A 20475-nucleotide genomic window follows, 5' to 3' on the forward strand; every position below is an offset into this window, starting at 1 on the left:
AATCTCGCATTAGTTCAGGCTTGGCGTCTTTTTAGAGTCTGGAACATAAACGGGTGAAGGCCTACGTTCTGGACTGGATAGGGCGCTCTGTTCCTGATCAATCTGTTTCTGTATCTGATTGGCGTATAGGTTGCCGATCACCCCAAGCATAAAACTCAAAACCACCAATGCCCATAGCCACCTCCTAAACCTTCCAATCTGCTTCAAGAACCAGAGCTGCGCAATCCGCTGATTTCTTCTCGACCAGTACTCTAGCAGCAGGTGACCAACTACGAACACGAGAACAGCCACCAGCCCCCTGAGGGGATTTTTCCCGATGAATTTTGCCCAATCAGGAAACAATCGATCCGCTTGCCATGCGGCAACACCCGCACCCAGAAGCACCAATGAGAGCAGTCCAAAATAGGCGAATAGGGCGAAGCGCTGCCTATTGTTCTCATCGGTACGCTTCAATTGTGTTTTCAGTTCTTCAATTTCAGCGCCTTGCGTGGTGAGTCTTTCATCTGTTGCTTTCTCTCGAGTTTCTTTCTCTTCAATTTTTTTGTTTAACCTAATGACTTCCGCAGTCTTCAATCGCTCACTGGCATCTAGTGCATTAAGTGCAGCCTCCTTTTCGTTCACAATAGTCTGCAACTGTTGCGCCTTATTGGCTTCAGCAGTAGTGCGTGCCTTCATCTCTTCGACGAGGGCATCGCGTATGTAAGCAATCTCGGCCTCCCCGTCCCCCGTTTTTTTGGATGGAAGCCGAGCACGCAACCCGTCATTGAGGATGACGCTGGTTAACGTTTGCACGGAAATATCGTCGCGCCCCTCGAATCGCCCAAGACCCTTGAGGATTCTTAGGCTGGTGCGTTCTCCTTCAGCGTCAAACTCTTGAAATAAGAATGGGAGGCGCATGCTACCAAGCATGGCTTCCTCAAATTCTTTGGTACGGGGTACCCAAAACTGTAGAAGCTGAATTAGCGAGGTTGGATGGAGGCAAAGAGGTATCTTCGATCCTGAATTCTTCTGTTTATATTCATCAAAACCAATCAGTCGGTAATCGACGGTGAGGATCCAATCCCGAGAATCGATTGGGGATTCGATGTAGGATGGGCGTTGGTCGCTAACAAAGTGCCACAGGATCATATCGTGCGCCACTTTTTGGTAAGATTTCCTCCTGCCTTCGTCAAATCGTTTCTCAGAATCCTGGACATAAAGAATATCGTCGATAACATCTTGCCGAATCGCATATGAGTCAAGGCTTTCATTAAAGAATTCCACCCCTTTCCCACGTGCAATCGTCACGAAATCATTTAGATATGGGTCGAACCAGTCTTCGGTAGTTAACTTACCACCACGGCGCAGACGCTCAGATAGGAACCTCTCCACCATTCCCGAGACGCCTACGTTCAAGGCAGCTTGAGTAAAATTTTCGCCAGCGGGAATTCCTGAGAGGCGATACTTTGCCGAGGCAATCGACGTTTTTGCTTCCTCAATCGTCCTTGGAACGATGAATAGCTGTACCTTGGGGTTAGATTTCAGCTGCGTGATCAGCTCAAGGAGCTCACGTGCGGCGTCATTCGAAGGATTCTCGTGCAATTCAAGCAGTGAAAACAAGAGGTTAGTGTCTACAAATACTCGAAACTTAGCTTGTTTGCTGACGGTGGCACTTAGTTTCTGAATTGCGGACTCTGGAAGCCCTCCGGCCTCCACGCAAAAGCGTGCATGCAGCATGCGGCTGACATGCGCGCGCACTTCATCTTGCTTTGGGTCCAGAAAACTGGTTACAAGTTCTCTTAAGCCTGAATGAAATTCCGGCTTAAATTTCTTTAAGAAATAATTAACTAAATTATGGTTTACATGCAGACTTTCGCCAGTAATAAGGTGGTATGCGTTGGCACCAAGCTCTTTAATGAGTGGTGTCAGTAACTCCGTCTGAAATGCGCTCCAGACACTAATTGCGTCGATGCCTGCGCAAAGCTCACTCGCAAGTTTGCAAAAGAACTCGCGCGCATTTAATTCGACTTTCTCAGCCGCTGCGATATCCTGCTCAAACACTAAACGTTGTGCATCCGGAATGCGGTATTGCCCTTCGTGAAGCGCGACCAAGAGGTCTTGCTTCTCCAAAACACTGAGCACTGCACGTAGTTTGTCATGGCTCAACGACAGTTTGAACTCCTGTAACAGTGTTTTTTTGATTTCATTGACGCTCGCTGGATGATCTGACCACCACACAGCGGCTAACGTGAGCCGTTGAACCACTTTGTCCCACCAACCCGAGCGATTCAGTTCGATGTGATGAACCAATGCTGCTACTTCTTTCGGTAAGAGTGTGGCTTCGGCGCTCAAAAAGCCTCCCCTTGTACTAACGTGGTTGAAGGCCTTGTCCGCAACTCGCCAGAAACGAGCTTGGGAAGCAGCGCATCGCGCAGGGTGGCGAGGGTGCGGGATTGGAAGCAGTTGGCGGCGATCTGGTCGAAGAGTGGTTTCGCTTTTGTCAGATAGGCATTCATGACTTGGTGGTCGGGACAGAGTAGAACGAGTTCGTTGACGTTCCCTTTGTTGATGTGCTGCTGGGCACCACCTGTCTGTGAGGAGATGAGTTTCTCTATGTTCTCCTGAATCCAAGGGTAAATGAATTCAGTGGGGAATTCTTCGGACGCCGGGATGGCAACCACGGATTGGTTCGCACAACACTCAATTTCCGTGATACTTACTTGGCCCAATGTGGCTCCTGTAATTGCGAGAACAGTGGTTCGGCGCGGCAAAAGCTTCGTTGATGAATTCTCCAGCGCTTCCCTTGTGATCATTTCCGAAGGGGCGGTGATCCGAAATTCATTCGTCTTTCCGGAGTTGATCCAAGCCACAGTGCCCCCCGTCCAATATTCTGGCTTCTCGCGCGAAGGAGTGCCGCCGAGCACAGTAGAAAGTTTCGTTCCTATCGTGGAAATTTCCCACCCCTGTGGGATATGGCCGAGGGGGGAGTCTTGGAAATATGCGGGGAAAAGAGCAGCGGTATATGCATCCAGTCTAGCAGGTTCGCACCCGTCGAGTTTGGCGCGGACGGGGTCGAAATCGACAAACCAGCTCTGGAACAGCGCCCGCGCCATCGCCTCCAACGTCACGTTCATTCGCCGGTTCAACTCTATCTTGTTGTCCAGCGCCCCGAGGATGTGCGCTATGGCTTTTTGTTCGGTGATGGGTGGAAGCACGATGGGAACACGGCCAAGAATCTGCTGATTTAGCGATGGCATAGTTGTACCTTCGCAGTTTTGTAGAAGCCACGCGCGGGTGGCGGGACTGCGCATCTGATAGCTAAAGAACAGACTGCTGTACTTCTCAGAAAGACGAAGGCGAATACCGTCCGAACCCAAGAACCAGCCCTGCTGCTGCGGGTGGACAATTGCGTTACGGTCGATGCCCCCTTTGCGGCCAAACACGATGTCGCCAATTTCCAAGATGAACTTTGGAAGCCGTTTCGTGGTTTCTTTACTAACACGAGGCGTTTTGTCACTAACTTCAAAGTGGCCCTGCCGGACTTCACCAACTGAAATGAGCGGAACACCTTCTGCCGAGTATTCCGCAGCCTTCAATGCCGTTCCGAACGGCCCGGTTTGAAGGTGAGCATCACCGGCTTTGATCAGCTCGCCGAGAATTGTCCCTGCCCACTCACCTGTCATATCCTAACCCCCTCAGGTTCACCTTGATGGTCTGCTCTAGTTTTGCGGACTCAGCGAATTGCTCATTCAGTTCGGCCACGAGGCGCGCCATCTTTTCCTCGAAGGGTTCGCCGTCGTCTTCGACCTCCTCGGCGCCGACATAACGGCCAGGTGTGAGGACGTAACCATGGGCGGCGATTTCTGCGGTAGTGGTGGATTTGCAGAAACCGGGAATATTCTGGTAGCCCGACCCAGGTTCAGCGGGCAGTGTGTATCCAGCCGTATTTGCCGCGCCTCGCCACGCCAGATCGTCGGAACGCCATGCGTGGTAAGTTTCTGCGATCTTTTTAATGTCCTCTTCTGTCAGTTCACGATGCACACGGTCAATGAGCGTGCCCATTTTTCGCGCATCAATGAAGAGCGTTTCGCGTCGATGGTCGCGCAGAAAATCCGGCACATCGTCATCGGGATGCCCAACCGTTCGGGCATTTTTACTTTTCGTGAGAAACCACAGGCAGACCGGAATTTGCGTGCTGTAGAAGAGCTGGCCGGGCAGCGCCACCATGCAGTCCACCAGGTCCGCCTCGATAATGGCTTTGCGGATATCACCTTCGCCGGACTGGTTGGAGGACATGCTCCCGTTGGCGAGCACAAAGCCGGCGAAGCCGTCGGGTGCGAGGTGATGGATGAAATGCTGCACCCAGGCGAAGTTGGCGTTGCCCTTGGGTGGCACGCCGTATTGCCAGCGCACGTCATCATCCACGCGGTGCCAGTCGGAGTCATTGAAAGGCGGGTTGGCGATGACGAACTGAGCCTTGAGGTCTTTGTGCAAATCGCGCCGGAAGGTGTCGGCCTGCTCCGGGCCGAAATCCGCTTCAATCCCGCGAATGGCGAGGTTCATGATCGCCAGACGGCGCGTGGTGGCGTTACTCTCCTGGCCGTAGATGCTGAGATCGCCGATGCGACCGCCGTGTTCAACGACGAATTTTTCAGACTGCACGAACATACCACCGGAACCACAAGCGGGGTCGTAGACACGTCCTTTGTAAGGGGCAAGCATTTCGACGATGGTACGAACGATGCAACTAGGAGTGTAGAACTGGCCGCCGTTCTTGCCTTCTGCACTGGCAAAGCGGGTGAGGAAGTATTCATAAACGCGGCCAAGCAGATCAACCGAGCGGTGGGATTTGGCATCCTCGCCCTCTGTAGCGGTGGCGATAAGCGTGATGGTGCCGATTAGATCGATGAGCTCGCCGAGGCGGTGCTTGTCGAGCGCAGGGCGGGCATAATCTTTCGGGAGCACGCCTTTGAGGCGCGGATTATCGCGTTCGAGGGCGACCATGGCGTCGTCCACCACCTTACCGATGGTGGGCTGCTTGGCTGCCGCCTGAAGCTCGTACCAGCGTGCTTCCTTGGGCACCCAGAAAACGTTTTCAGCTTTGTATTCATCAGCGTCCTCGGGGTCGGCGCCTTCGTAGTCACCTTTACCCTCAAGCAGCTTGGCGCGCATTTCCTCAAAAGCGTCCGAAATATATTTGATGAAGATGAGGCCAAGGACAACGTGCTTGTATTCCGCCGCGTCCATGTTGTTTCGGAGCTTGTCGGCAGCGAGCCAGAGTTTGGCCTCGAAGCCGATGGTTGCAGAACTGTCGTTGTTCTTTGCAGCTTTCTTCGCCATCCGTTTTCCTATGGGGTAGTGCCTGACGAGCAGACATACCTGAGCCCAGCATGGCATATTTTGCCAGGTACCAGACTCAAAAATACTTATTATTGGGCCACGCTGTAGATGCGCTATGACCCTCCCTTTATGCAGGGTAATCATAGCACTAAAATTCTTTATTCTTATGCTTTGCGCATTGTGTTTTTCATTAAAAAGGTATTTCCATGGTGATCGATTTTTCAACAGGTGAAAAATATACACAAAAAAATCGGGCGATCGCCCGAAAAAAACCGGGCGATCGCCCGAAATAACATATTGTAATAAAAGAACAAATAGACATTTTATCTGGCTGGTATTATAGTTGTTTTGTTACCAAATTAGATTTCCCGGATGCACATGCTTTCCTCTGAAAAACTACTCAGCTTTGGCTCACTACTGGGCAAACTGCGCAGGCAGCATGGCTTGCGGCAGGCGGATATCGCGGTTCAGATGGGCTGTACACGCGCGTTCATCAGCCAGATTGAACGTGGTACCAAGATTCCAAGTTCAACATGGCTGGGCCGATTGAGTATTGCACTGGGTGCTTCAGAAAGTGAGGTTGTGGCCTTGCTTGAAGCCGCTGAATTCAGCCGAGGGGTGCTGCGGTTTCCTGATGGAATGCCGCTTTCGTTGCGACGAGAATTTGTCCGGTTAACGCAATGCGTGGAATTGCCCAGCTTGGGAAGTTGGGCAATTCTGGAGAGGGATCTGTCGCGTATTGCGCCAGCGTCCGAATAATCAACTTCAGTAAATTAAGGAGAATGCCCACCCTGGAAAAACAAAAGCCAACCAAACCATAAAGGCCTGACCGGCTTCGTCTGAATCCAGAAAAATACTAACGAACTTGTAACGTAAGTATCTTGCTGTTTCATTTCGAAGTCAAGCCCCTTTTCGCCCTATTTTGTCATCAGCTGAAACTCTGTGTTTTTACTGAGGGGAGCACTCGCCCTATTGGGATGTTAACGGGGTTAGGTCTTTTCTGTGCCGGACTAAAGCCTTTGGCGCCTGTCCGGGTATTTTCACCTCACGAAAAGGACTTTCTTAATGAATACTATCGAAAAAAATCTGCGCGACCAGATCAAATCAGGACGCGGTATGGGACATGGCGCTGATTATCAGCCCTGGTTAATCATATCCAGACGTGGCTCTCCTTCGAACGGAAATATGAACTATCGGCACCTGCCTATACTGGGGCGCCACGGCCACTTCCTGTCTCGCAACGAATGGCATATAGCCTTGTGGGTCATGTGGCTTGGGGTGGAGGATCTGCGCGAGCAGTTTCCCCTTTGGCCATTTCCGCATTCTCACCCACTGTCAGGACGAACCGAGATGGAACAGATTCGGTTGCCAAGCAGTAGCGGTACCCTGGCGATTGCCAAGGAGCTGGGTATCGCTCACGGACGTTTTGCGGGCAGCAATATCCCTTATTTCGCCACCACGGATTTGATGCTCACTGTATTCCATGACGGCATGTTGAAGGCTGTTGCCATTGCCGCAAAGCCTGCTGACATAGTGAACGGCAAGGTTGCTGCCAAGCCGCGCGTCAAAGAAAGGTTGATCCTGGAGATGGCCTATGCCAAAGAACTGGGTATACGCTGGCTGCTGCTATCCAATGGTGAAATTTCCAGTGCTTTGCGGGAGAATCTGGAGCTGGCTTTTCCAGCCTCAATTTTGCCAGACAGCTTGTCTAAAGGAATTGTTGTAGCCTATTGTGGCGCCATTACCGAGCTGCTACGCGCTGGTCTACCTGTTGGTAAAGCGCGGCAGATGACCGCATCAAAGCTGAATCTCGATGATAATCAGGCAAATGCTCTTTTTAATCACGGCCTGTGGTGGCGGCATATTCCCATTGACTTGCGGCACCCTATCATCATGAGGCGTCCCGCCAAACTGACAGATTTTGCGTGGGTGAAACAAAGCGCCGAACAGATTCTGGGAGGCAGCCATGACTGAACTCTTGCGTAACCAGATTTTGAGCATACCTGGAATTTTCCCCATGGAAGAACTGGTGAGAGTGCTCTGGATTAATGCGAAAAACGACCAGATAGTGCTGATCCCGATCAATCAGACAAAGCGCAATTCTCCGTGTTTATTTTCATTCGACTTAATACAATCGGCGCTGAAACGTGGAGAAGCCAAGAGCAGCACATTGAAACCAGATCCCCGTTCGTTAATGGGCGAAGCACAGCTTGCAGGCCTCTATCCTTCCAGGAAGCCGGGTTATCCGCCGTTTGTTGTGGCTTATCGCAACCGCTGGTGGTCAATCATCGAGCCGATCGTGTCTCAGGAAGAACGCTATTTTTGTGGGTTATGTACACTGAATAGCCTAGTTATGCTTAGCGTCCGCGAATTTGGCGTCAGCAAGCAGAGTGTCTATCTGGCGTTATATCGGTACTGGGCAGCAGGCTCAGTCGTTTCGGCTATCCTGCCACAAACTACACGTTGTGGCGGTAAGGGAAAACATCGAGCTGGGAAAAAGATCAGCCTCGGCAGGAAAACTCTTGCCGCCAAGCGCAATGGGGATACCAACAGTAATTTTGCCCTGACCAGAGAGGACATTGACCATCTGCAATTTGGTTGGCGAACTTATGTCATTCCGGGTGTTAGTGTCGAGGCTGCCTACGACAAGATGATACGAACCTTCTATACCAGTAGTTGGGAACATCGCGATGGAAAACCGGAACCCGTCCCGATCTCTTTGGAGGAGGCGCCATCTATCAATCAATTCCAATATCACGGCGAACGCCAGGACGGTGGAGAAAAGGCTTGTAAACAGCATTTGTATAAATTGGACTGGCTGATGAATCATCGCCCCATGGCTGGGATGCCAACGGCAGGGCTGCGACGAATCGGCGCGATCGGACAGGCTGATGCCTCATCCAACGATGTCCATCTTATTTCCATGTTCGATCGCAGCAAAAATGTCGGGAAATGTTCTTGGGTGATAATTGTTGACGAGTTTACTGGGATAATCGCCGGGCTCTACGTGGGGTGGTCGGTCGATGGTGCGGCGGCCAAGCTGGCTATGCTTAACGCTGCTAGTTCAAAGGTGGATTATTGCGCTCGCTATGGTATCCAGATCACTGAAGATGCATTTCCCAAAATTCATTTCAACACACTGCTTGTTGATCGGGGGGAGTTTAACTGCAATGACGTGCGCACGGCTCTGAGTGGTATCAATACCTCTTTGGAGTATGTGCAGACTGGGCGCGGGGATTTTAAGCCATTGGTCGAGGGAAAACATCATGCGTTGCACGCCACCTCATCCCACCGGCTCCCCGGCACCACCCGCGGCAAGCACCGCAAGCGTGGCGAATCCGATCCTGCCCTGGATGCCTGCCTCACTATTTACGAATTCACGGCTGATCTTATCCGGGCCATAATTCATCACAACACCAAGGATCCGGTGCCCAAGCAATTGAGCACCGAAATGTTGCAAGATGGTGTGCAGCCGACTCGCATGAGTATCTGGCAATGGGCCCGTAAAAAAGGGTATGTCGCCTATCTGGATTGCGACGAAGATCGCCTGGTGACTAATTTGTGTCAAATAATCGATGCCGTGGTGCATGCGGATGGTGTGTACCTCATTGCCAAGAGTGAATCCACGGGGGGTTATGAGATTGTCGTCAGAGAATTGCGTTATCTTGGGCCGATAGCCGAGCAACATAACTGGTTGGAAACGGCTCGCAGAAGAGGAAGTTTTCGTATACAGCTGTACCACAATCCATATGATCTGCGCCGTGTGTGGTATCTCGATCCGGAAGTCGGCCTGCAATCGCTTGAGCTTGTTAGCAATGATCCACAGCTCGAAGAATCCACCTTGCAAGATATCCTTCTTACACAAGGAAGGCTAAGTGAAAAGACCCGGCAGCTGGAAAAAAAAGCGAGGCAATCACGGATTGAAATGGCAGTGGAACGCGAGGCAGTAGTAAAAAATGCCCAGGATGAGAAAGATCTGGCTGTTAAACGCCTGTCAAAACCGCCTAGCAAAAGTTCTCGACTGAAAAATAGGCGGAATAATCGCATTGATGAAATCGCACAAACGGGGAAAGCTGCCACACTCCTCACTCAGCTGGTTACAAACAATGAAGAGGAGGATACACCCACCACATTGGATTCAATGACGACAAATGAATCCAAGTATGATTTCAGCGAGGACAAGGACGTACTCAATCCTTACGATAAATGGTTGGATGAAGGTGATTCACAATGAAGCGTGACCTGAACCATGAAAAGGTTAATCTGACTGGTGCCGAGGAGGGTAATCCGCTCCTGAAATGGATTCCAAATATCAAGGATGATGAGGACATGATCAAATGGCTTGCTGCTGATCCCTTTCGGGATCCTGTCTGGTGCGAGACCCGCCGGGATTTCAGTCTCTTGCCTAATTATTTGAACGAGGTTTTTGTGCCAACACCTTCGGCGGTGAAACTGGCACGTACGTTGCTGACAGTTCTGAGAAAAAATTACGCTCAACGCGACCCCCGCAAGTCTGAATTCTGGACAAGCTACTATCACAACATGGTTAACCCGGAGTTGACCTATTCCGAGCCAAATGCATTCCAGGCTGAGGGGACCTCTATCTCCGGAATCACCGGGGTTGGCAAGACACGTATTATTGATCGTGTTCTCTCCAGATTGCCACAAACGATTCAACTTAAAGAGGTTGGCAGTCAATTGGCATCGGTCACGCAAATAGTCTGGCTCAAACTGGATATGAGCACGGCGGGTGGACTGGAAGAACTTTTGCGGGAACTGTGGAGTGCAATCGACACCTGTCTTCAGCGTACTGATGAGCAGCCGGATAGGCTGAATCTTCCCAAAATGATTCCGGAGATTATCCGGAAATTGAAGACCCACTTCTGCGGAATACTCGTTTTTGACGAGGTGCAGAACATCAATTTTGGCAAGAGCGGAATCACCGAACGAGTCAGAAACTTCGTCATGAAACTGTTGAATAATGGTATCCCTATTGTGCTGGCTGGCAACCCACGAGGTTTTACCTTTGAGGAAAAGGACGGCAAATCATCGCAACTTGTACGCCGCCTGGCCGCTACAGACAGGATTCGCCTGGATCCTGCGGAGGGGCCGGATGAGGATGGCTGGCGGATACTGGTGCGTGGCTTGTGGCGTTGCCAATTGTTGCCTGAACGCGGGCCGCTCACTCGTGAAGTGGAGGAATTGTTATTCCGGCTAACGGGAGGGTTTCCTGCTGCGCTGATTCGCCTGCTGGCAGAAAGCCAGCAACTGGCAGCACACCAGGGTCAGGAATTTCTGACTGTGGCGATAATAATGAATGCAGCCAAGATCAGTCCGTTTCTGAAAGAGATGAAGCCGATCATCGATGCTTTTGTCGCCAAGGACGCAGTCCGGCTCAATGCTTACAGCGATATCGACTGGTGCTACTTCCAGAGCAAATGGGCGACAGGCCATAGCCGAAACAATGGCGATCTACTGAGTGGCGGTGAAGTTAGCTCTTCGCTGCGTTCCCCTGCTACTTCCAGGGATATCGTCGCTAAAGATCAGCGGGCGTTCAAAGTCAGTCAGACACGTCGTGCCAACAAAAACTTGCAGTCAAACGGAAGTGCATCAATAACCGCGCAGGGGAGTAACTTACTGGATGAGCTGGATGCTTTTTTCCAGAGTAAGTGCAAAAAAAATGATGATGGGTGATGACCAGATTGGTTGAGGCTGAATGGCGTTACTTCATTGGTCTAGTTTGCCAAAGGCTGGGTAGGTGTTCGGATAACCAGTCTCGGTCATTGCGGTAAAGCCATTTGTAACCACAACCAGGGAGCGTTCGCAGGAAAGTCAGCGAGGCTCCCGGGTTTTCTGCCAAAATCGCTAGGTAATGTGCCCGATAAGTTTCACGCTGTTTGCCCAGATGGGCTTCGGTCCAGCTTGTTTTGAGATCAGGGTGGCTATTCAGAAAGCGCGTCACAGCATCGACAGAGATGCCCACACGCTTAGCTACTTCGTCTCGGTTCTCACCGGTGCTTAATGCCTCATGCAGAACAGGCAGTAACGTTGCGTGGATCGCACGGGGACGACGACGATAGGGCAGGCCATCCTGTCTGGCCCAAAACAAGGCGAGATCCAGTTTCACCCCAAGTCGTCTGGCCGATTCGCTGACGGATAGCCCTTCCTGTTTTATTAGTTCAGTCAATCTCTGGCGACGAGGGTCATCGTCTGTAAGTGGGTTTTGTGACCGCTTTTTAGCCGTTACAGCCAGCATGGCCTGATAAATCTCCCAAAATATTTGCCAGCTGCTGAACAGGAATGCCATCAGCAGCAGATGTTTGACTGGGTGTTTATGGCCGCGTACTGCACGCAGTAATACGCCCAGGAAACCGCTCGATTCATCTCGCACGGAAGCTATGAATTCGAAGCCGGGAATGGCTTCCAGCGCGTGGGCCTGGTGAAGGAAGTTCGTTCGCGTCTCTATCATCCTGATCATTCCAGACCGCGTTAGCCATCCTCGCTGTTTCAGCCCCACCAGATAGGTTTGGCGCAGTATCTTCGGGTCCAGGTGTAGACCAGCGATCTGCTGGCACTGGTTGGCGAAATCTGCCATTCGTTCAAGGATGTGCCAGCTATTTATGGCTTGCTCCGGGATATTCCAGTATTTCTCCTGGATATCCCCAGGAAGCAGCCATTGCAGGTTGTTGAGAGCTTTTGTCTTCGCAGCGCATGACCAAAGTGGCTGCTGATGGGCGAGGCATGCCCAGACTGCTGGCCACTGGTGTTCCAAGTGCCAATAGGCATTCCCAAAGCGGTGCTGATCTTCCAGCATGCAAACGGGACAGGCTTTCAATGGATGAGTCGCGCCTAAACGGCTGGCGGGAAGACCTAATCGGAATTTAAGGCGTTCAACACTGGTCCCTGCCATAGAAGCCAGCGCGCTTTGACTCACCTCCGCAGGGCGGAAGGCAGTATAAAAGCCAAGCAAAGTATGGTGATGTGCCAACGCTTCGATATCCCCCAGTAGTCCTCCCGATCGCTCCACAAAAACAGACAGGTGTGACGGGAAGTCTTGCATAAGCCCAGCAGTGGGTGATCCGAAAAGTTGTTTGCTGGTGTGTGCTGCCAAGTGATTTCCGCTTAATCGGTGATAGCGTGCGCACCAACTATAAAGCGTCTCGCCTGGCAGCAATATCGGCAGGAAGGAAGGTGCGGCTTCGAAAAGATCAGGTTTGATGTTCACTGTCATGAAATGATGTGATTGTGCTGGTATTTATTTTCATAATTGCATATTATAGTATGCAATTATGAAAAATGATTTATCTCCCGAACATATTGCAACCCTTGATCGGCTACGCCACGCAGTCGAAGCAAAGGTGATTACGCAAACCCAGATTGCAAGCGCCATTGGTGTTGATCAGTCCCAAGTTTCAAGAATCCTCGCAGGCCAGTTAATCCGGGCCTCGTCAAATGTTCAGAAATTATGCAAATTTGCAAATCAGCTCGCTGTATTCGGTATGCACGATCCCCGTCGGAATACGCTGCTGATGGATGCGCTCAGTTCCGTGTGGGATGGGAGTCCTGAACATGCAACCGCTATCGCCAACGTTATCCTGAGTTTACGCACATTTAAGGAGGTCGCACGATGATGCAGCAACACAAAGCACACGTAAGTTTCTTTCCCATGCCGCAATCGGATGAGTTGCTCGATAGTGTGGTCTACCGTTACCACCAACTTGCGGGTCATGCTTCTCCCCGTCAGACATTTAATGAGCTATTCGGCAAATTTTGCCAAGTAGTACCCAAGTTGATGACTAATCATACTAGCCATTTGCTAGCCAAGGTTCCACCACATTTATTCAAGGAAAGGCAGGATATTTTGGCTAAACACTTGCTTTTGCCTGCACTACACAGGATTTTCGGTGAAAACCATATTAAACAAGCAATATTAAATACCGAAAGCGGCGCTCGATTTGGAACTGATCGGATTTATTACTGCTGTCACACTTTGCTGCTACAGCATTCACTTCAATGCTGTCCATTATGTATTCAAGAAGAACAAAATGAGATGGGCTTCGCATACTGGCATCGTAGCCACCAATTGCACGGAGTGGCAACCTGCCACAAGCATGGCTGCGATCTGATCCAGAATTGTCCGTATTGCGGGCGTCAGGCACGCCATCCGCGTAGCATGGAGCTGCCAGAAAGCCATTGTCTAGGTTGCGGTAAGCGCTGGCTACCTACGTACAGTTTTTCAGAGTCGGTGAACCGATTGGCAAATCTGGCTTATGTCACTTGTAACAGTGGAAAAATGGAAGGGACAGACCTGGTTTTATTTGCAAAAGTGGTGTCAGCTATCACGGGAGGCAACACAGCAGCAGCATGCAATGATATGGAGGCAAGCTATGGCTCTGCATATTTTAAGTCAATTTACCAGAAAGAGAAGGATGTCCGTGGTGACTGGCTAAAGGATGCATTTCATCGGGAAAAGTTTAATCGCGGCGAGTTTGGTCCATGGACACTCAGATTCAGGCGTTATTCCGATCTTTTGATGGCGGTTGATAACTTGTTTGGGTCATGGGCGGACTTCGACCGCTATGCTGTAAATTATCGCAAGACAGCAGCGTAATGAGGAAATATGTTTGCTTTTTCACAGCATGCAACTATTTAAGTGGGTGCAGCCAAGATCGGTCACTGATATGCTTGAATATGAATCATATGAAAGTATTTGGAGCTGTGGGAGGACTTTTGGATTGAATTGATTCGCAAATGGCTAGGTGCGTTCGATAGCTTTTCACTCAGCCCCAGAGTTTGGACCACTTCCCTGTGAGCAACTCTCGTTTTCGAGACTCAATCTGTTCGGCAAGAAAAGTATCCGTTGGCCGTTGATTTTCCAGTGCCATCGAATGAGCGACGCTAAACACTTCTTCTTGCGCAATTTTCTCGGCTTGGGTTTCAGTGATTTCACTAAGTGGCTTGCTAGGCACCAGGGCGTAAACCAATTCACAATCTAGGGCCGCAGCCATTTTGCGAAGCTGTCCCAAGGTGATTCTGTCCTCAGCTTCCGAATGCTCTGTGCTATGTAAAGTTGGAAACGCGATATTGCAGCGCTTGGCTTGCTGCCTAAGAGTCAGCCCTAATGCAAGCCGGATTGTTTTAAGCCATCCTCCAGTAGGCACGCGTCTTCTCGCCAACTGTCTAAATGGCTCTAAATGTTTATCTACTTGGTGCTGCCGAAGTTTTTGAGTGTTCATTTTTGTTAGTCTACAGCATAACAATTAACTTAATAACGTTCAGCTATAAACTAACATTTATTTTATATTAAAGGTGGCTTTTAAAGAGTCTTTGGTTCAATTTAACGGCAAAGCAATGCAGGGAATTTTGCATAATGATTGGGGATGCAGGGGAGGATAAATGGGAGTATGGTCAGCAATTACCCAATACGGCTTGCTACCATATTGAATTTCATCTATTTGGCGTCCGCTGGCGCGCATGGTCAATTATTTATTGCCATCCAGCCCGGTAGCGCTTGCTGTAGATTAACTTGGTCAAAATGATCCGCGACTGGAGATCTTTCACTCACCTGCCTCCAGTTCTGAAACCCCACTTTTCTGTAAAGATCAAAAGGGCTTTGCACTCGGCTTCGATTCCATGTTTACTCGGTCACTTTCACGATGAAAATTCATAGGATTTGCACTATCATACACTCATGGACAAGCCAAAAGAAAACAAGCAAACGCCAGCAATCCCATCGAAATCCGAGAGGCAAGCAGCATTTCGTCTAAAGGTTCAGCAGGAAAGTTTATCTAATAAAGATGCCGTTCGTCGTGCCGAATTAATCCCCCCGGAGATTGTTGCTCAGTTCAAACTTGTTAAATGGCCAAAATAACCACCGGTAGAGCGCTGCCGCACACATACCGCACACACTGACATGTGCCATATAGATTTTAGTGTAAAACAGAAATCATAAGTGTGTGAAATATGTTAAGTACTGCGCAGAACAATACCCGAGATTGTTGGGTTTACTTAACTTCCGGCAGGGTAGGTAGACAGCGGTTTTTACAGGGTTACCCGGCTACTGACATGTGAACCATGTGTTATGTAGAGACTGGTACAAATACGGCTGGGCTGATCCCGAAGAATTTACCCAGCTTACCAGCAAGAGATGCGCTAATTTTCCGTTTTCCTGCCAGTATGGTCGATAGATTACTCTGGGGAACAATCGCTGACAGGTCTTCTTGTTTTAGGCCGCGCGCCTCCATCAAAAACCGTAGAGCTTCTTTAGGTTCAACGAGTTCAATGGCGAATTGTTTTTGTTCATAATTCGAAACGAGATCACTCACAAGGTCCAGCAACCCGGACAGAGGATGAGTTTCGCTATCACCTATGGTATCCAACAAAACATTCATGAAAATAACCATGTGATCGTAGTCGGTTTCATCGTAAATTGGCCGAATGCCTGTCATTGTTTCAAAAGCTTGCCAGGTTGCCTGAATAGTCGGGATATCAAACTGAGCTGCTGATATACGCATGATTGCACCTTACCTTTCCGATAGTGCTTGTTCAAATCGTTGTCATTCATTGCGTCATTGCTTCTTGCGTATAGTCGGCAAAATGAAAGAACTCATGATGAATATTGAACATAATGATGTACAAAGCAAAATTATATCATAATGATATAATTAATTGTAATTGAGCAGTCGCACGGGTTTTGATCTTAGATGTGGTCGTTCTGAATAGTGACTAGATAGAGTATCACGGCACTCGCGATGCTTGAGTTTGAATAGAAGTCAATTTTGCCAAAGTTTAAATCCTATCAAACTCGGTGCCCGCCAATCCTGTGCTAGCGATGTTCACTCCATGCGCCGACAAGGCTTCTGCATTGCGATCCGCCCAGGCGCGATTATCAAGTTCTTCGAGTATTTTTGTGGGTAACTGCTCAACATGAGCTGTTAAATTAACCGGCTGATTTTGCATAGTGCATCAACTCCTTTGAACCAGGGATACGCATAACAATCTACATCGTTAACAGGATGTGTCAAGTGCATAATATACGCTATAGAGTATATTATGCATCATGAACTATGCACTCAAATTTGCTAACCAGCTTACGCCGCAATTGCGTTCATTCCGCAAAGCACATGGGCTTACACAAGCCCAGCTTGCTAAAATGCTCGGTGTGAATCAATCACGAATAGCCGTCATTGAGAAGAACCCCGGTGTGCTAAGTGTCGACCAGCTTTTTCGGGTGCTGTCCGCGTTGGAAGTTGAAATTTTACTACAAGATAAGCGTGCACGAATTTTGACCGAAGGGACTGATCCCAATTCAATGAATTCAGGCACTATAAATCCTCTGGATAATGAGTCATGGTGATGAAAGGGGGCATATCCTGTAAATAAGCGCGCAATTATTCCCAGATAACCGTACTGTCTCTTTATTTGTGCCAGTTTTATACAAAGCCTGATTAATGTGGCTTAAGTGGTTTTTTCAAGTATTATTTTCTTCTAGAATAATGGGGAAATAGGCCGGTGTTTTGCATGTCCCGACTTCCTTGGCGGAAATGGAGAGCGCGAAGATACTGTTGAAATCCGGGAAATCTGCGTGGGATTTGAGCGTGAGCATTGCAACGTTTTACGAATATTGCCCCACCACACCAGAGACTGAGATTGTTTGATTGAGGAAAATGCGATGATGACAGATGAAGAGTTCAATGAATTGCTGAATAGACTTTTTCAATTGGGCTCAAATGATGGCGATTTGGGCGCGGAATATTGGAACAAGGTGATCAGGCAGCTTAAAGAAATGCGGGTGTTGGCGCAGGTTCAGGCGTACGAAGAGGCAAAAATGGCGGCGCTCGATGAGAGTCTCAGCAAAGATTAGAGAGGTCTAACGGTGCCAGGCAATAAGCCGGAACTGACGTTCAACATCGGCCGGGGTTAGCTCTGCCTGCCTGGCGGCTACCTGGTTTGATAGCCCGGAGTCTTTTACTTTTTGGTGATAGAAAGCTTGCCGCTCGGCTTTAGACGGGGCAACAGGGGCAAGGGCTTTAAAGGGCTTGGACATGTGGCTATACTGGAAATATAAGAGTGAAAAAGGAAGAGACTAATATGAAATCTGAAGACAGAAACGATTTCCCGGAGCTAACGGCAGAAGAGCGGAAATGGCTGGATATGCCGGACGTTGGAAAAGAAATCCTTGACTACAAAGAAACTGACAGGAACGATTTCCCTCTTATGACACCCAAGGCCATCGCGGCCGGGTATAGAGAAGTGACGGAAGAAGAAAGAAGAGCGTTACCTGATATTTTTCGGCGCAACGGGATCATGGACGACGACGACCAACCAGAAGCGGCAAAAGGGATTCTAAAGGGCATTCCGGTTGACGGCAATTTGACTGATGCGGAATCGCTACAAAGCGCGATAGACGAAGGTACCGGGGCGGCATGATGCTGATCAAAGCCGCTAAGGTGTTGGGAGTGCTTGTTTTGTTCGGGCGCCTGGTTTTTGATAAGAGATTCAAGGCAAAATGGGATGCGGATCTCAAAGAAGCGCGGGAGTTAACCCAACATGCTGCGGATATTGCCCAGACGGGCGGATTGGCTGGTAAAGAGTTCGACCGGATCTGAAAATGAAATGTCCTATTTGCGGCGCGGCGGAACTAATACACGACACGCGCTACCTGCCCTACACTTACATGAGCGAAAGCACTATTATTGCGGCGGTGACAGGCGACTTCTGCCCTGCGTGTGCCGAGTCAGTGCTGGACGCGGCGGAATCGGATCGCGTCATGCGTGAAATGCGCGCATACTTAAAATCAAAATGAGCGTATGCAAAATTTGCATACACCTGCCTGCGGCTCACGTTGCTTTGCCCGCGAAGGATTCGGTTAAGTCTGCTCGAAAGCCTTATCCCATAAGCCTTTCCGGCGCATTTTCTGCTTTTTGTTAATTTTGCAACAAGCGGTTGCAAAATTTACGGCATCCGATTCTGGAAGATCCTCAGCACTTATATAAACGTCGGCACACCCAGAATTTCACCGCTGCCCCAAAAATGTAGGGTAGCGCATACCTGTACCAAATGTTCGGTCGGCGGTTCACCGGCCCCTGGCTTCCCGAGCTTATAGAGCGAGCCGCTTTCAGTACCTACCAGACCTTTATTTAAGTCGATTTCTAGTATTTTTGAGCTTAGTACAGGTCCTTTTTTCTTTTCGCTTTTGCCCAGCAGCAGGACGTGAGCCAACTCCAGTGGTGGCACGTACAATGTGATCAAACGCCAGTTCTCAACCGCATCGGTCACCATCCTGGCTTCCTCGATCTCTGCCGGAACTCCTTGGATATCCGCATCTGTAGCCATTCTCAACTCAGCCAGCTCCCGATTTTCGCGGATGATGTCGTCGAGACACCGGGGCGTCATTTCATCGATAACTGCTTTAAGTTTTTCATTGAAAGAGTCAGATTCTTCGCTCATATATAACGTTCAAAAATGAATATTATATTCTAATCTACATACTGTATCTATATGATTTGTATATATTAATTTTACGCTTGCTATACTAAACTATGAATTTCACCAAGTGTCCTGGTCTTTTGATGTTGGCCCAGGGTGACGATCTCTAAGTACCAATTCTACATTTAGCACTGATAAAAGCTCGAAATGGTTATCAACACTTAGCACACCGAGGTTCTTTCCGATTGCCGAAATCCTTGATTGAGCAACCCCCAATCTTACTGCAAGCTCAATCTGGGTAAGCCCCCGGGCTTTTCGGAACGAGCGTAAATAAGCCTTCAGTTGATCCGGGAATTTCAAGGTGTATTCCATGCCGCAGAAGATACGCTATAAGATATATTTCGATTTGGGCTTGGCAGGGTTCTTACCTTCTATTTTATTGCGGATGTACGAATGAACATCTTCCGCATCATACCCTTGTCCGGTTGCTAACAAGTCTTTTAGAGCAGTCTCGGCATCCGCCATAAAGCCCAGTCGATTGGGCTTTTTCGGGTGATCAACCTGATTCTTTTCAAGTTCTATTTTGCTCACAAAACATATCTCCTGGTTGCTAATTCAGATTAGCGCTAGCCCCTCGGTAAGCAAATCAACGATTTAACCGTCCGGCATGAGGAAACATGTGCAAATTTTGCACATGTTCAAATCTCTAGGAACACGATTAGAACTTCGAGCCTCCGCGCATAGCAAGGCCTGTATCTGCTGAGGGTTCGTGTTTTAGGGCCTTTACGACCTATTTCCCGAAATTCCCGCTAATCCAGGGCTTTTTTATAGGCGGTTGGCTTGTCGTATTTCAGCTAATTTAACCAATCAAATCACTATAAATGTCGTTTTCCAGCTATTTCACGTCTGCCGATCACTTCCGACCCATTCCGTTCTCGTCGCGGGCAAAATAGAGGCGCAGCCGATATTTCCGGTTCTGCAACTGGCAACCTGGCCTTTAACCACTTCGGCTACAAATAACTACTACTATACTGCTAATTAAGCTAGAATTTAACGTTAAAACACGCTTTGCCGGGAATTAAACATGTACTTATTCGAACTCTCAGAAATCTTCCGTACTGCCCGGATTGCAGCCGGGTTGACGCAAAAGGACGTATCGAAACTATCACGTATAAGTACCACAACTATATCTGACTTTGAGCGTGGGAATGGCTTAGATATCGGCGTACTTACGCTTAGCAATATGCTCCGGACTGTCGGCTTAGAGCTGGCCGCGATCCCGTGTCGCAGACAAACGCGCACACTCGACGATGTTCAACGTGAACTAGATGCCGAATTGCTACCTAAACCCCCAGCCCGGCAGCGTGTTAGACATAAGCGGGGCGAAAAAAAAGCCCTCAGGCATTAACCGACGGCTTCATTTCTTCGAGTGTTTTGTGGACTCAAAATAGTATAGGTAACGCAAACTCACTTCTTCTCTTTCACCTGATCTTCACCGGAAAATAGTCTTTCAATCTCATCGCGCGCCATCGTGTCAAAATCATCGGGCACTACCAGTTTGCCCGCCATGCTCCCGGTGAGCTTCTTCTGCTTCACCCCATGTTCGCCATTATCGGGCTGATCGGGCTTGTCTTTATTGATCCGGCCAGATGAAGTTTGAATTTTTCATGCGGCATATTTTACGTGGATATCCTGAAAGTAACTTTTGACCCGTTCAGGTGATTGCTC

General features: G+C 49.2%; 26 protein-coding genes. 13 read left to right on the forward strand and 13 right to left on the reverse strand.

From position 1 onward, the window contains the following. Positions 1 to 9 precede the first annotated feature (9 nt). From EDC63_RS16735 to EDC63_RS16745, 3 genes are read right to left on the reverse strand one after another with little or no spacing between them, the layout of a single operon-like run. Entirely contained in the window at positions 10 to 2331 is a 2322-nt protein-coding gene (locus tag EDC63_RS16735; protein ID WP_124944959.1) for a hypothetical protein, read from the reverse strand. Then, on the reverse strand, positions 2328 to 3662 hold the full coding sequence (locus EDC63_RS16740) for a restriction endonuclease subunit S (protein WP_124944958.1): 1335 nt from the start codon (positions 3660 to 3662) through the stop codon (positions 2328 to 2330). The genes EDC63_RS16735 and EDC63_RS16740 overlap by 4 nt, the downstream gene beginning before the upstream one ends. Further along, positions 3652 to 5319, reverse strand: a complete 1668-nt coding sequence (locus EDC63_RS16745) for a type I restriction-modification system subunit M (protein ID WP_124944957.1) — start codon at positions 5317 to 5319, stop codon at positions 3652 to 3654. Before EDC63_RS16745 ends, EDC63_RS16740 begins: the two co-directional genes overlap by 11 nt. A 378-nt stretch (positions 5320 to 5697) precedes the next feature. On the opposite strand from EDC63_RS16745, the gene EDC63_RS16750 reads away from it, so the two are divergent. The 4 genes from EDC63_RS16750 to EDC63_RS16765 all read left to right on the forward strand — a co-directional run bounded on the left by EDC63_RS16750 (position 5698) and on the right by EDC63_RS16765 (position 11013). Further along, positions 5698 to 6078 carry a helix-turn-helix domain-containing protein gene (locus EDC63_RS16750; RefSeq protein WP_165923028.1) on the forward strand — a complete coding sequence of 127 codons (381 nt, stop codon included), beginning with the start codon at positions 5698 to 5700 and terminating at the stop codon, positions 6076 to 6078. A gap of 306 nt (positions 6079 to 6384) precedes the next feature. Then, complete coding sequence (locus EDC63_RS16755; protein ID WP_124944955.1) at positions 6385 to 7293, forward strand: PDDEXK family nuclease; 909 nt, start codon at positions 6385 to 6387, stop codon at positions 7291 to 7293. A gap of 379 nt (positions 7294 to 7672) precedes the next feature. Next, a complete protein-coding gene (locus EDC63_RS16760) occupies positions 7673 to 9553 on the forward strand; it encodes a hypothetical protein (RefSeq protein WP_132920965.1) in 1881 nt (626 codons plus the stop codon). Then, positions 9550 to 11013 carry an ATP-binding protein gene (locus EDC63_RS16765; protein WP_124944953.1) on the forward strand — a complete coding sequence of 488 codons (1464 nt, stop codon included), beginning with the start codon at positions 9550 to 9552 and terminating at the stop codon, positions 11011 to 11013. The genes EDC63_RS16760 and EDC63_RS16765 overlap by 4 nt, the downstream gene beginning before the upstream one ends. Positions 11014 to 11041: 28 nt before the next feature. On the opposite strand, the gene EDC63_RS16770 is transcribed toward EDC63_RS16765, so the two are convergent. Then, positions 11042 to 12550, reverse strand: coding sequence for a TnsD family Tn7-like transposition protein (locus tag EDC63_RS16770; protein WP_124944952.1), 1509 nt, complete (start codon positions 12548 to 12550; stop codon positions 11042 to 11044). 58 nt (positions 12551 to 12608) lie between these two features. Here EDC63_RS16770 and EDC63_RS16775 point away from each other — a divergent pair, with 58 nt between their 5' ends. Continuing rightward, entirely contained in the window at positions 12609 to 12950 is a 342-nt protein-coding gene (locus tag EDC63_RS16775) for a helix-turn-helix domain-containing protein (protein WP_124944951.1), read from the forward strand. Continuing rightward, entirely contained in the window at positions 12947 to 13930 is a 984-nt protein-coding gene (locus EDC63_RS16780) for a TniQ family protein (protein WP_124944950.1), read from the forward strand. The genes EDC63_RS16775 and EDC63_RS16780 overlap by 4 nt, the downstream gene beginning before the upstream one ends. Positions 13931 to 14099: 169 nt before the next feature. Here the strand turns inward: EDC63_RS16780 and EDC63_RS16785 are convergent, their stop codons facing one another. Next, positions 14100 to 14555, reverse strand: coding sequence for a mobile mystery protein A (locus tag EDC63_RS16785; RefSeq protein WP_124944949.1), 456 nt, complete (start codon positions 14553 to 14555; stop codon positions 14100 to 14102). 455 nt (positions 14556 to 15010) lie between these two features. Here EDC63_RS16785 and EDC63_RS16790 point away from each other — a divergent pair, with 455 nt between their 5' ends. After that, on the forward strand, positions 15011 to 15190 hold the full coding sequence (locus EDC63_RS16790) for a hypothetical protein (RefSeq protein ID WP_124944948.1): 180 nt from the start codon (positions 15011 to 15013) through the stop codon (positions 15188 to 15190). Between the two features lie 208 nt (positions 15191 to 15398). Here the strand turns inward: EDC63_RS16790 and EDC63_RS16795 are convergent, their stop codons facing one another. Both EDC63_RS16795 and EDC63_RS18610 read right to left on the reverse strand, forming a co-directional pair. Continuing rightward, on the reverse strand, positions 15399 to 15833 hold the full coding sequence (locus tag EDC63_RS16795; protein ID WP_124944947.1) for a helix-turn-helix domain-containing protein: 435 nt from the start codon (positions 15831 to 15833) through the stop codon (positions 15399 to 15401). Positions 15834 to 16107: 274 nt separating this feature from the next. Continuing rightward, a complete protein-coding gene (locus tag EDC63_RS18610) occupies positions 16108 to 16278 on the reverse strand; it encodes a hypothetical protein (protein WP_165923029.1) in 171 nt (56 codons plus the stop codon). A 100-nt stretch (positions 16279 to 16378) separates the two neighbouring features. Here EDC63_RS18610 and EDC63_RS16800 point away from each other — a divergent pair, with 100 nt between their 5' ends. Beyond that, entirely contained in the window at positions 16379 to 16675 is a 297-nt protein-coding gene (locus tag EDC63_RS16800; protein ID WP_124944946.1) for a helix-turn-helix transcriptional regulator, read from the forward strand. 114 nt (positions 16676 to 16789) lie between these two features. Here the strand turns inward: EDC63_RS16800 and EDC63_RS19015 are convergent, their stop codons facing one another. Next, entirely contained in the window at positions 16790 to 16924 is a 135-nt protein-coding gene (locus EDC63_RS19015) for a hypothetical protein (RefSeq protein ID WP_262982419.1), read from the reverse strand. A gap of 66 nt (positions 16925 to 16990) precedes the next feature. Here EDC63_RS19015 and EDC63_RS16805 point away from each other — a divergent pair, with 66 nt between their 5' ends. Next, positions 16991 to 17182, forward strand: a complete 192-nt coding sequence (locus EDC63_RS16805; protein ID WP_124944945.1) for a hypothetical protein — start codon at positions 16991 to 16993, stop codon at positions 17180 to 17182. Between the two features lie 6 nt (positions 17183 to 17188). Here EDC63_RS16805 and EDC63_RS18615 read toward each other — a convergent pair whose 3' ends face one another. Further along, positions 17189 to 17365 (reverse strand): hypothetical protein, encoded by a 177-nt coding sequence (locus tag EDC63_RS18615; RefSeq protein ID WP_165923030.1) that lies wholly within the window; start codon positions 17363 to 17365, stop codon positions 17189 to 17191. A gap of 44 nt (positions 17366 to 17409) precedes the next feature. Here EDC63_RS18615 and EDC63_RS16810 point away from each other — a divergent pair, with 44 nt between their 5' ends. Genes EDC63_RS16810 through EDC63_RS16820 form a run of 3 tightly spaced genes read left to right on the forward strand, consistent with a single transcriptional unit; the run spans position 17410 to position 18124 of the window. Continuing rightward, on the forward strand, positions 17410 to 17748 hold the full coding sequence (locus EDC63_RS16810) for a hypothetical protein (protein WP_124944944.1): 339 nt from the start codon (positions 17410 to 17412) through the stop codon (positions 17746 to 17748). Next, a complete protein-coding gene (locus EDC63_RS16815; protein ID WP_124944943.1) occupies positions 17748 to 17927 on the forward strand; it encodes a hypothetical protein in 180 nt (59 codons plus the stop codon). The genes EDC63_RS16810 and EDC63_RS16815 overlap by 1 nt, the downstream gene beginning before the upstream one ends. A 2-nt stretch (positions 17928 to 17929) precedes the next feature. Beyond that, positions 17930 to 18124: a type II toxin-antitoxin system MqsA family antitoxin gene (locus EDC63_RS16820; protein WP_223248148.1), complete on the forward strand. Its 195-nt coding sequence runs from the start codon at positions 17930 to 17932 to the stop codon at positions 18122 to 18124. Positions 18125 to 18306: 182 nt separating this feature from the next. On the opposite strand, the gene EDC63_RS16825 is transcribed toward EDC63_RS16820, so the two are convergent. The 3 genes from EDC63_RS16825 to EDC63_RS16835 form a co-directional block, all read right to left on the reverse strand. Then, positions 18307 to 18768, reverse strand: coding sequence for a hypothetical protein (locus EDC63_RS16825; protein WP_124944942.1), 462 nt, complete (start codon positions 18766 to 18768; stop codon positions 18307 to 18309). A gap of 99 nt (positions 18769 to 18867) precedes the next feature. After that, complete coding sequence (locus EDC63_RS19135) at positions 18868 to 19119, reverse strand: helix-turn-helix domain-containing protein (protein WP_124944941.1); 252 nt, start codon at positions 19117 to 19119, stop codon at positions 18868 to 18870. Positions 19120 to 19134: 15 nt separating this feature from the next. Continuing rightward, complete coding sequence (locus EDC63_RS16835; protein ID WP_124944940.1) at positions 19135 to 19338, reverse strand: hypothetical protein; 204 nt, start codon at positions 19336 to 19338, stop codon at positions 19135 to 19137. A gap of 493 nt (positions 19339 to 19831) precedes the next feature. Between EDC63_RS16835 and EDC63_RS16840 the strand changes: the two genes are divergently transcribed. Beyond that, positions 19832 to 20155: a helix-turn-helix domain-containing protein gene (locus EDC63_RS16840; RefSeq protein WP_124944939.1), complete on the forward strand. Its 324-nt coding sequence runs from the start codon at positions 19832 to 19834 to the stop codon at positions 20153 to 20155. A gap of 59 nt (positions 20156 to 20214) precedes the next feature. On the opposite strand, the gene EDC63_RS19020 is transcribed toward EDC63_RS16840, so the two are convergent. Then, positions 20215 to 20343 carry a hypothetical protein gene (locus tag EDC63_RS19020; RefSeq protein WP_262982219.1) on the reverse strand — a complete coding sequence of 43 codons (129 nt, stop codon included), beginning with the start codon at positions 20341 to 20343 and terminating at the stop codon, positions 20215 to 20217. Between the last annotated feature and the right edge of the window lie 132 nt (positions 20344 to 20475).

The sequence above is a fragment of the Sulfurirhabdus autotrophica genome (assembly GCF_004346685.1).
Lineage (GTDB): Bacteria > Pseudomonadota > Gammaproteobacteria > Burkholderiales > SMCO01 > Sulfurirhabdus > Sulfurirhabdus autotrophica.

Bases quoted from the DNA above. Each gene is read 5' to 3' on its own strand.
- EDC63_RS16785 (WP_124944949.1), bottom strand. From the start codon at position 14,555: ATGAACACTCAAAAACTTCGGCAGCACCAAGTAGATAAACATTTAGAG.
- EDC63_RS16815 (WP_124944943.1), top strand. From the start codon at position 17,748: ATGCTGATCAAAGCCGCTAAGGTGTTGGGAGTGCTTGTTTTGTTCGGG.
- EDC63_RS16740 (WP_124944958.1), bottom strand. From the start codon at position 3,662: ATGACAGGTGAGTGGGCAGGGACAATTCTCGGCGAGCTGATCAAAGCC.
- EDC63_RS16765 (WP_124944953.1), top strand. From the start codon at position 9,550: ATGAAGCGTGACCTGAACCATGAAAAGGTTAATCTGACTGGTGCCGAG.
- EDC63_RS16820 (WP_223248148.1), top strand. From the start codon at position 17,930: ATGAAATGTCCTATTTGCGGCGCGGCGGAACTAATACACGACACGCGC.
- EDC63_RS16770 (WP_124944952.1), bottom strand. From the start codon at position 12,550: ATGACAGTGAACATCAAACCTGATCTTTTCGAAGCCGCACCTTCCTTC.
- EDC63_RS16760 (WP_132920965.1), top strand. From the start codon at position 7,673: ATGCTTAGCGTCCGCGAATTTGGCGTCAGCAAGCAGAGTGTCTATCTG.
- EDC63_RS16775 (WP_124944951.1), top strand. From the start codon at position 12,609: ATGAAAAATGATTTATCTCCCGAACATATTGCAACCCTTGATCGGCTA.
- EDC63_RS18610 (WP_165923029.1), bottom strand. From the start codon at position 16,278: ATGCAAAATCAGCCGGTTAATTTAACAGCTCATGTTGAGCAGTTACCC.
- EDC63_RS16840 (WP_124944939.1), top strand. From the start codon at position 19,832: ATGTACTTATTCGAACTCTCAGAAATCTTCCGTACTGCCCGGATTGCA.
- EDC63_RS16745 (WP_124944957.1), bottom strand. From the start codon at position 5,319: ATGGCGAAGAAAGCTGCAAAGAACAACGACAGTTCTGCAACCATCGGC.
- EDC63_RS16800 (WP_124944946.1), top strand. From the start codon at position 16,379: ATGAACTATGCACTCAAATTTGCTAACCAGCTTACGCCGCAATTGCGT.
- EDC63_RS16755 (WP_124944955.1), top strand. From the start codon at position 6,385: ATGAATACTATCGAAAAAAATCTGCGCGACCAGATCAAATCAGGACGC.
- EDC63_RS16810 (WP_124944944.1), top strand. From the start codon at position 17,410: ATGAAATCTGAAGACAGAAACGATTTCCCGGAGCTAACGGCAGAAGAG.
- EDC63_RS18615 (WP_165923030.1), bottom strand. From the start codon at position 17,365: ATGTCCAAGCCCTTTAAAGCCCTTGCCCCTGTTGCCCCGTCTAAAGCC.
- EDC63_RS19015 (WP_262982419.1), bottom strand. From the start codon at position 16,924: ATGCTCACGCTCAAATCCCACGCAGATTTCCCGGATTTCAACAGTATC.
- EDC63_RS16805 (WP_124944945.1), top strand. From the start codon at position 16,991: ATGATGACAGATGAAGAGTTCAATGAATTGCTGAATAGACTTTTTCAA.
- EDC63_RS19135 (WP_124944941.1), bottom strand. From the start codon at position 19,119: ATGGAATACACCTTGAAATTCCCGGATCAACTGAAGGCTTATTTACGC.
- EDC63_RS16825 (WP_124944942.1), bottom strand. From the start codon at position 18,768: ATGAGCGAAGAATCTGACTCTTTCAATGAAAAACTTAAAGCAGTTATC.
- EDC63_RS16790 (WP_124944948.1), top strand. From the start codon at position 15,011: ATGGACAAGCCAAAAGAAAACAAGCAAACGCCAGCAATCCCATCGAAA.
- EDC63_RS16795 (WP_124944947.1), bottom strand. From the start codon at position 15,833: ATGCGTATATCAGCAGCTCAGTTTGATATCCCGACTATTCAGGCAACC.
- EDC63_RS16750 (WP_165923028.1), top strand. From the start codon at position 5,698: ATGCTTTCCTCTGAAAAACTACTCAGCTTTGGCTCACTACTGGGCAAA.
- EDC63_RS16780 (WP_124944950.1), top strand. From the start codon at position 12,947: ATGATGCAGCAACACAAAGCACACGTAAGTTTCTTTCCCATGCCGCAA.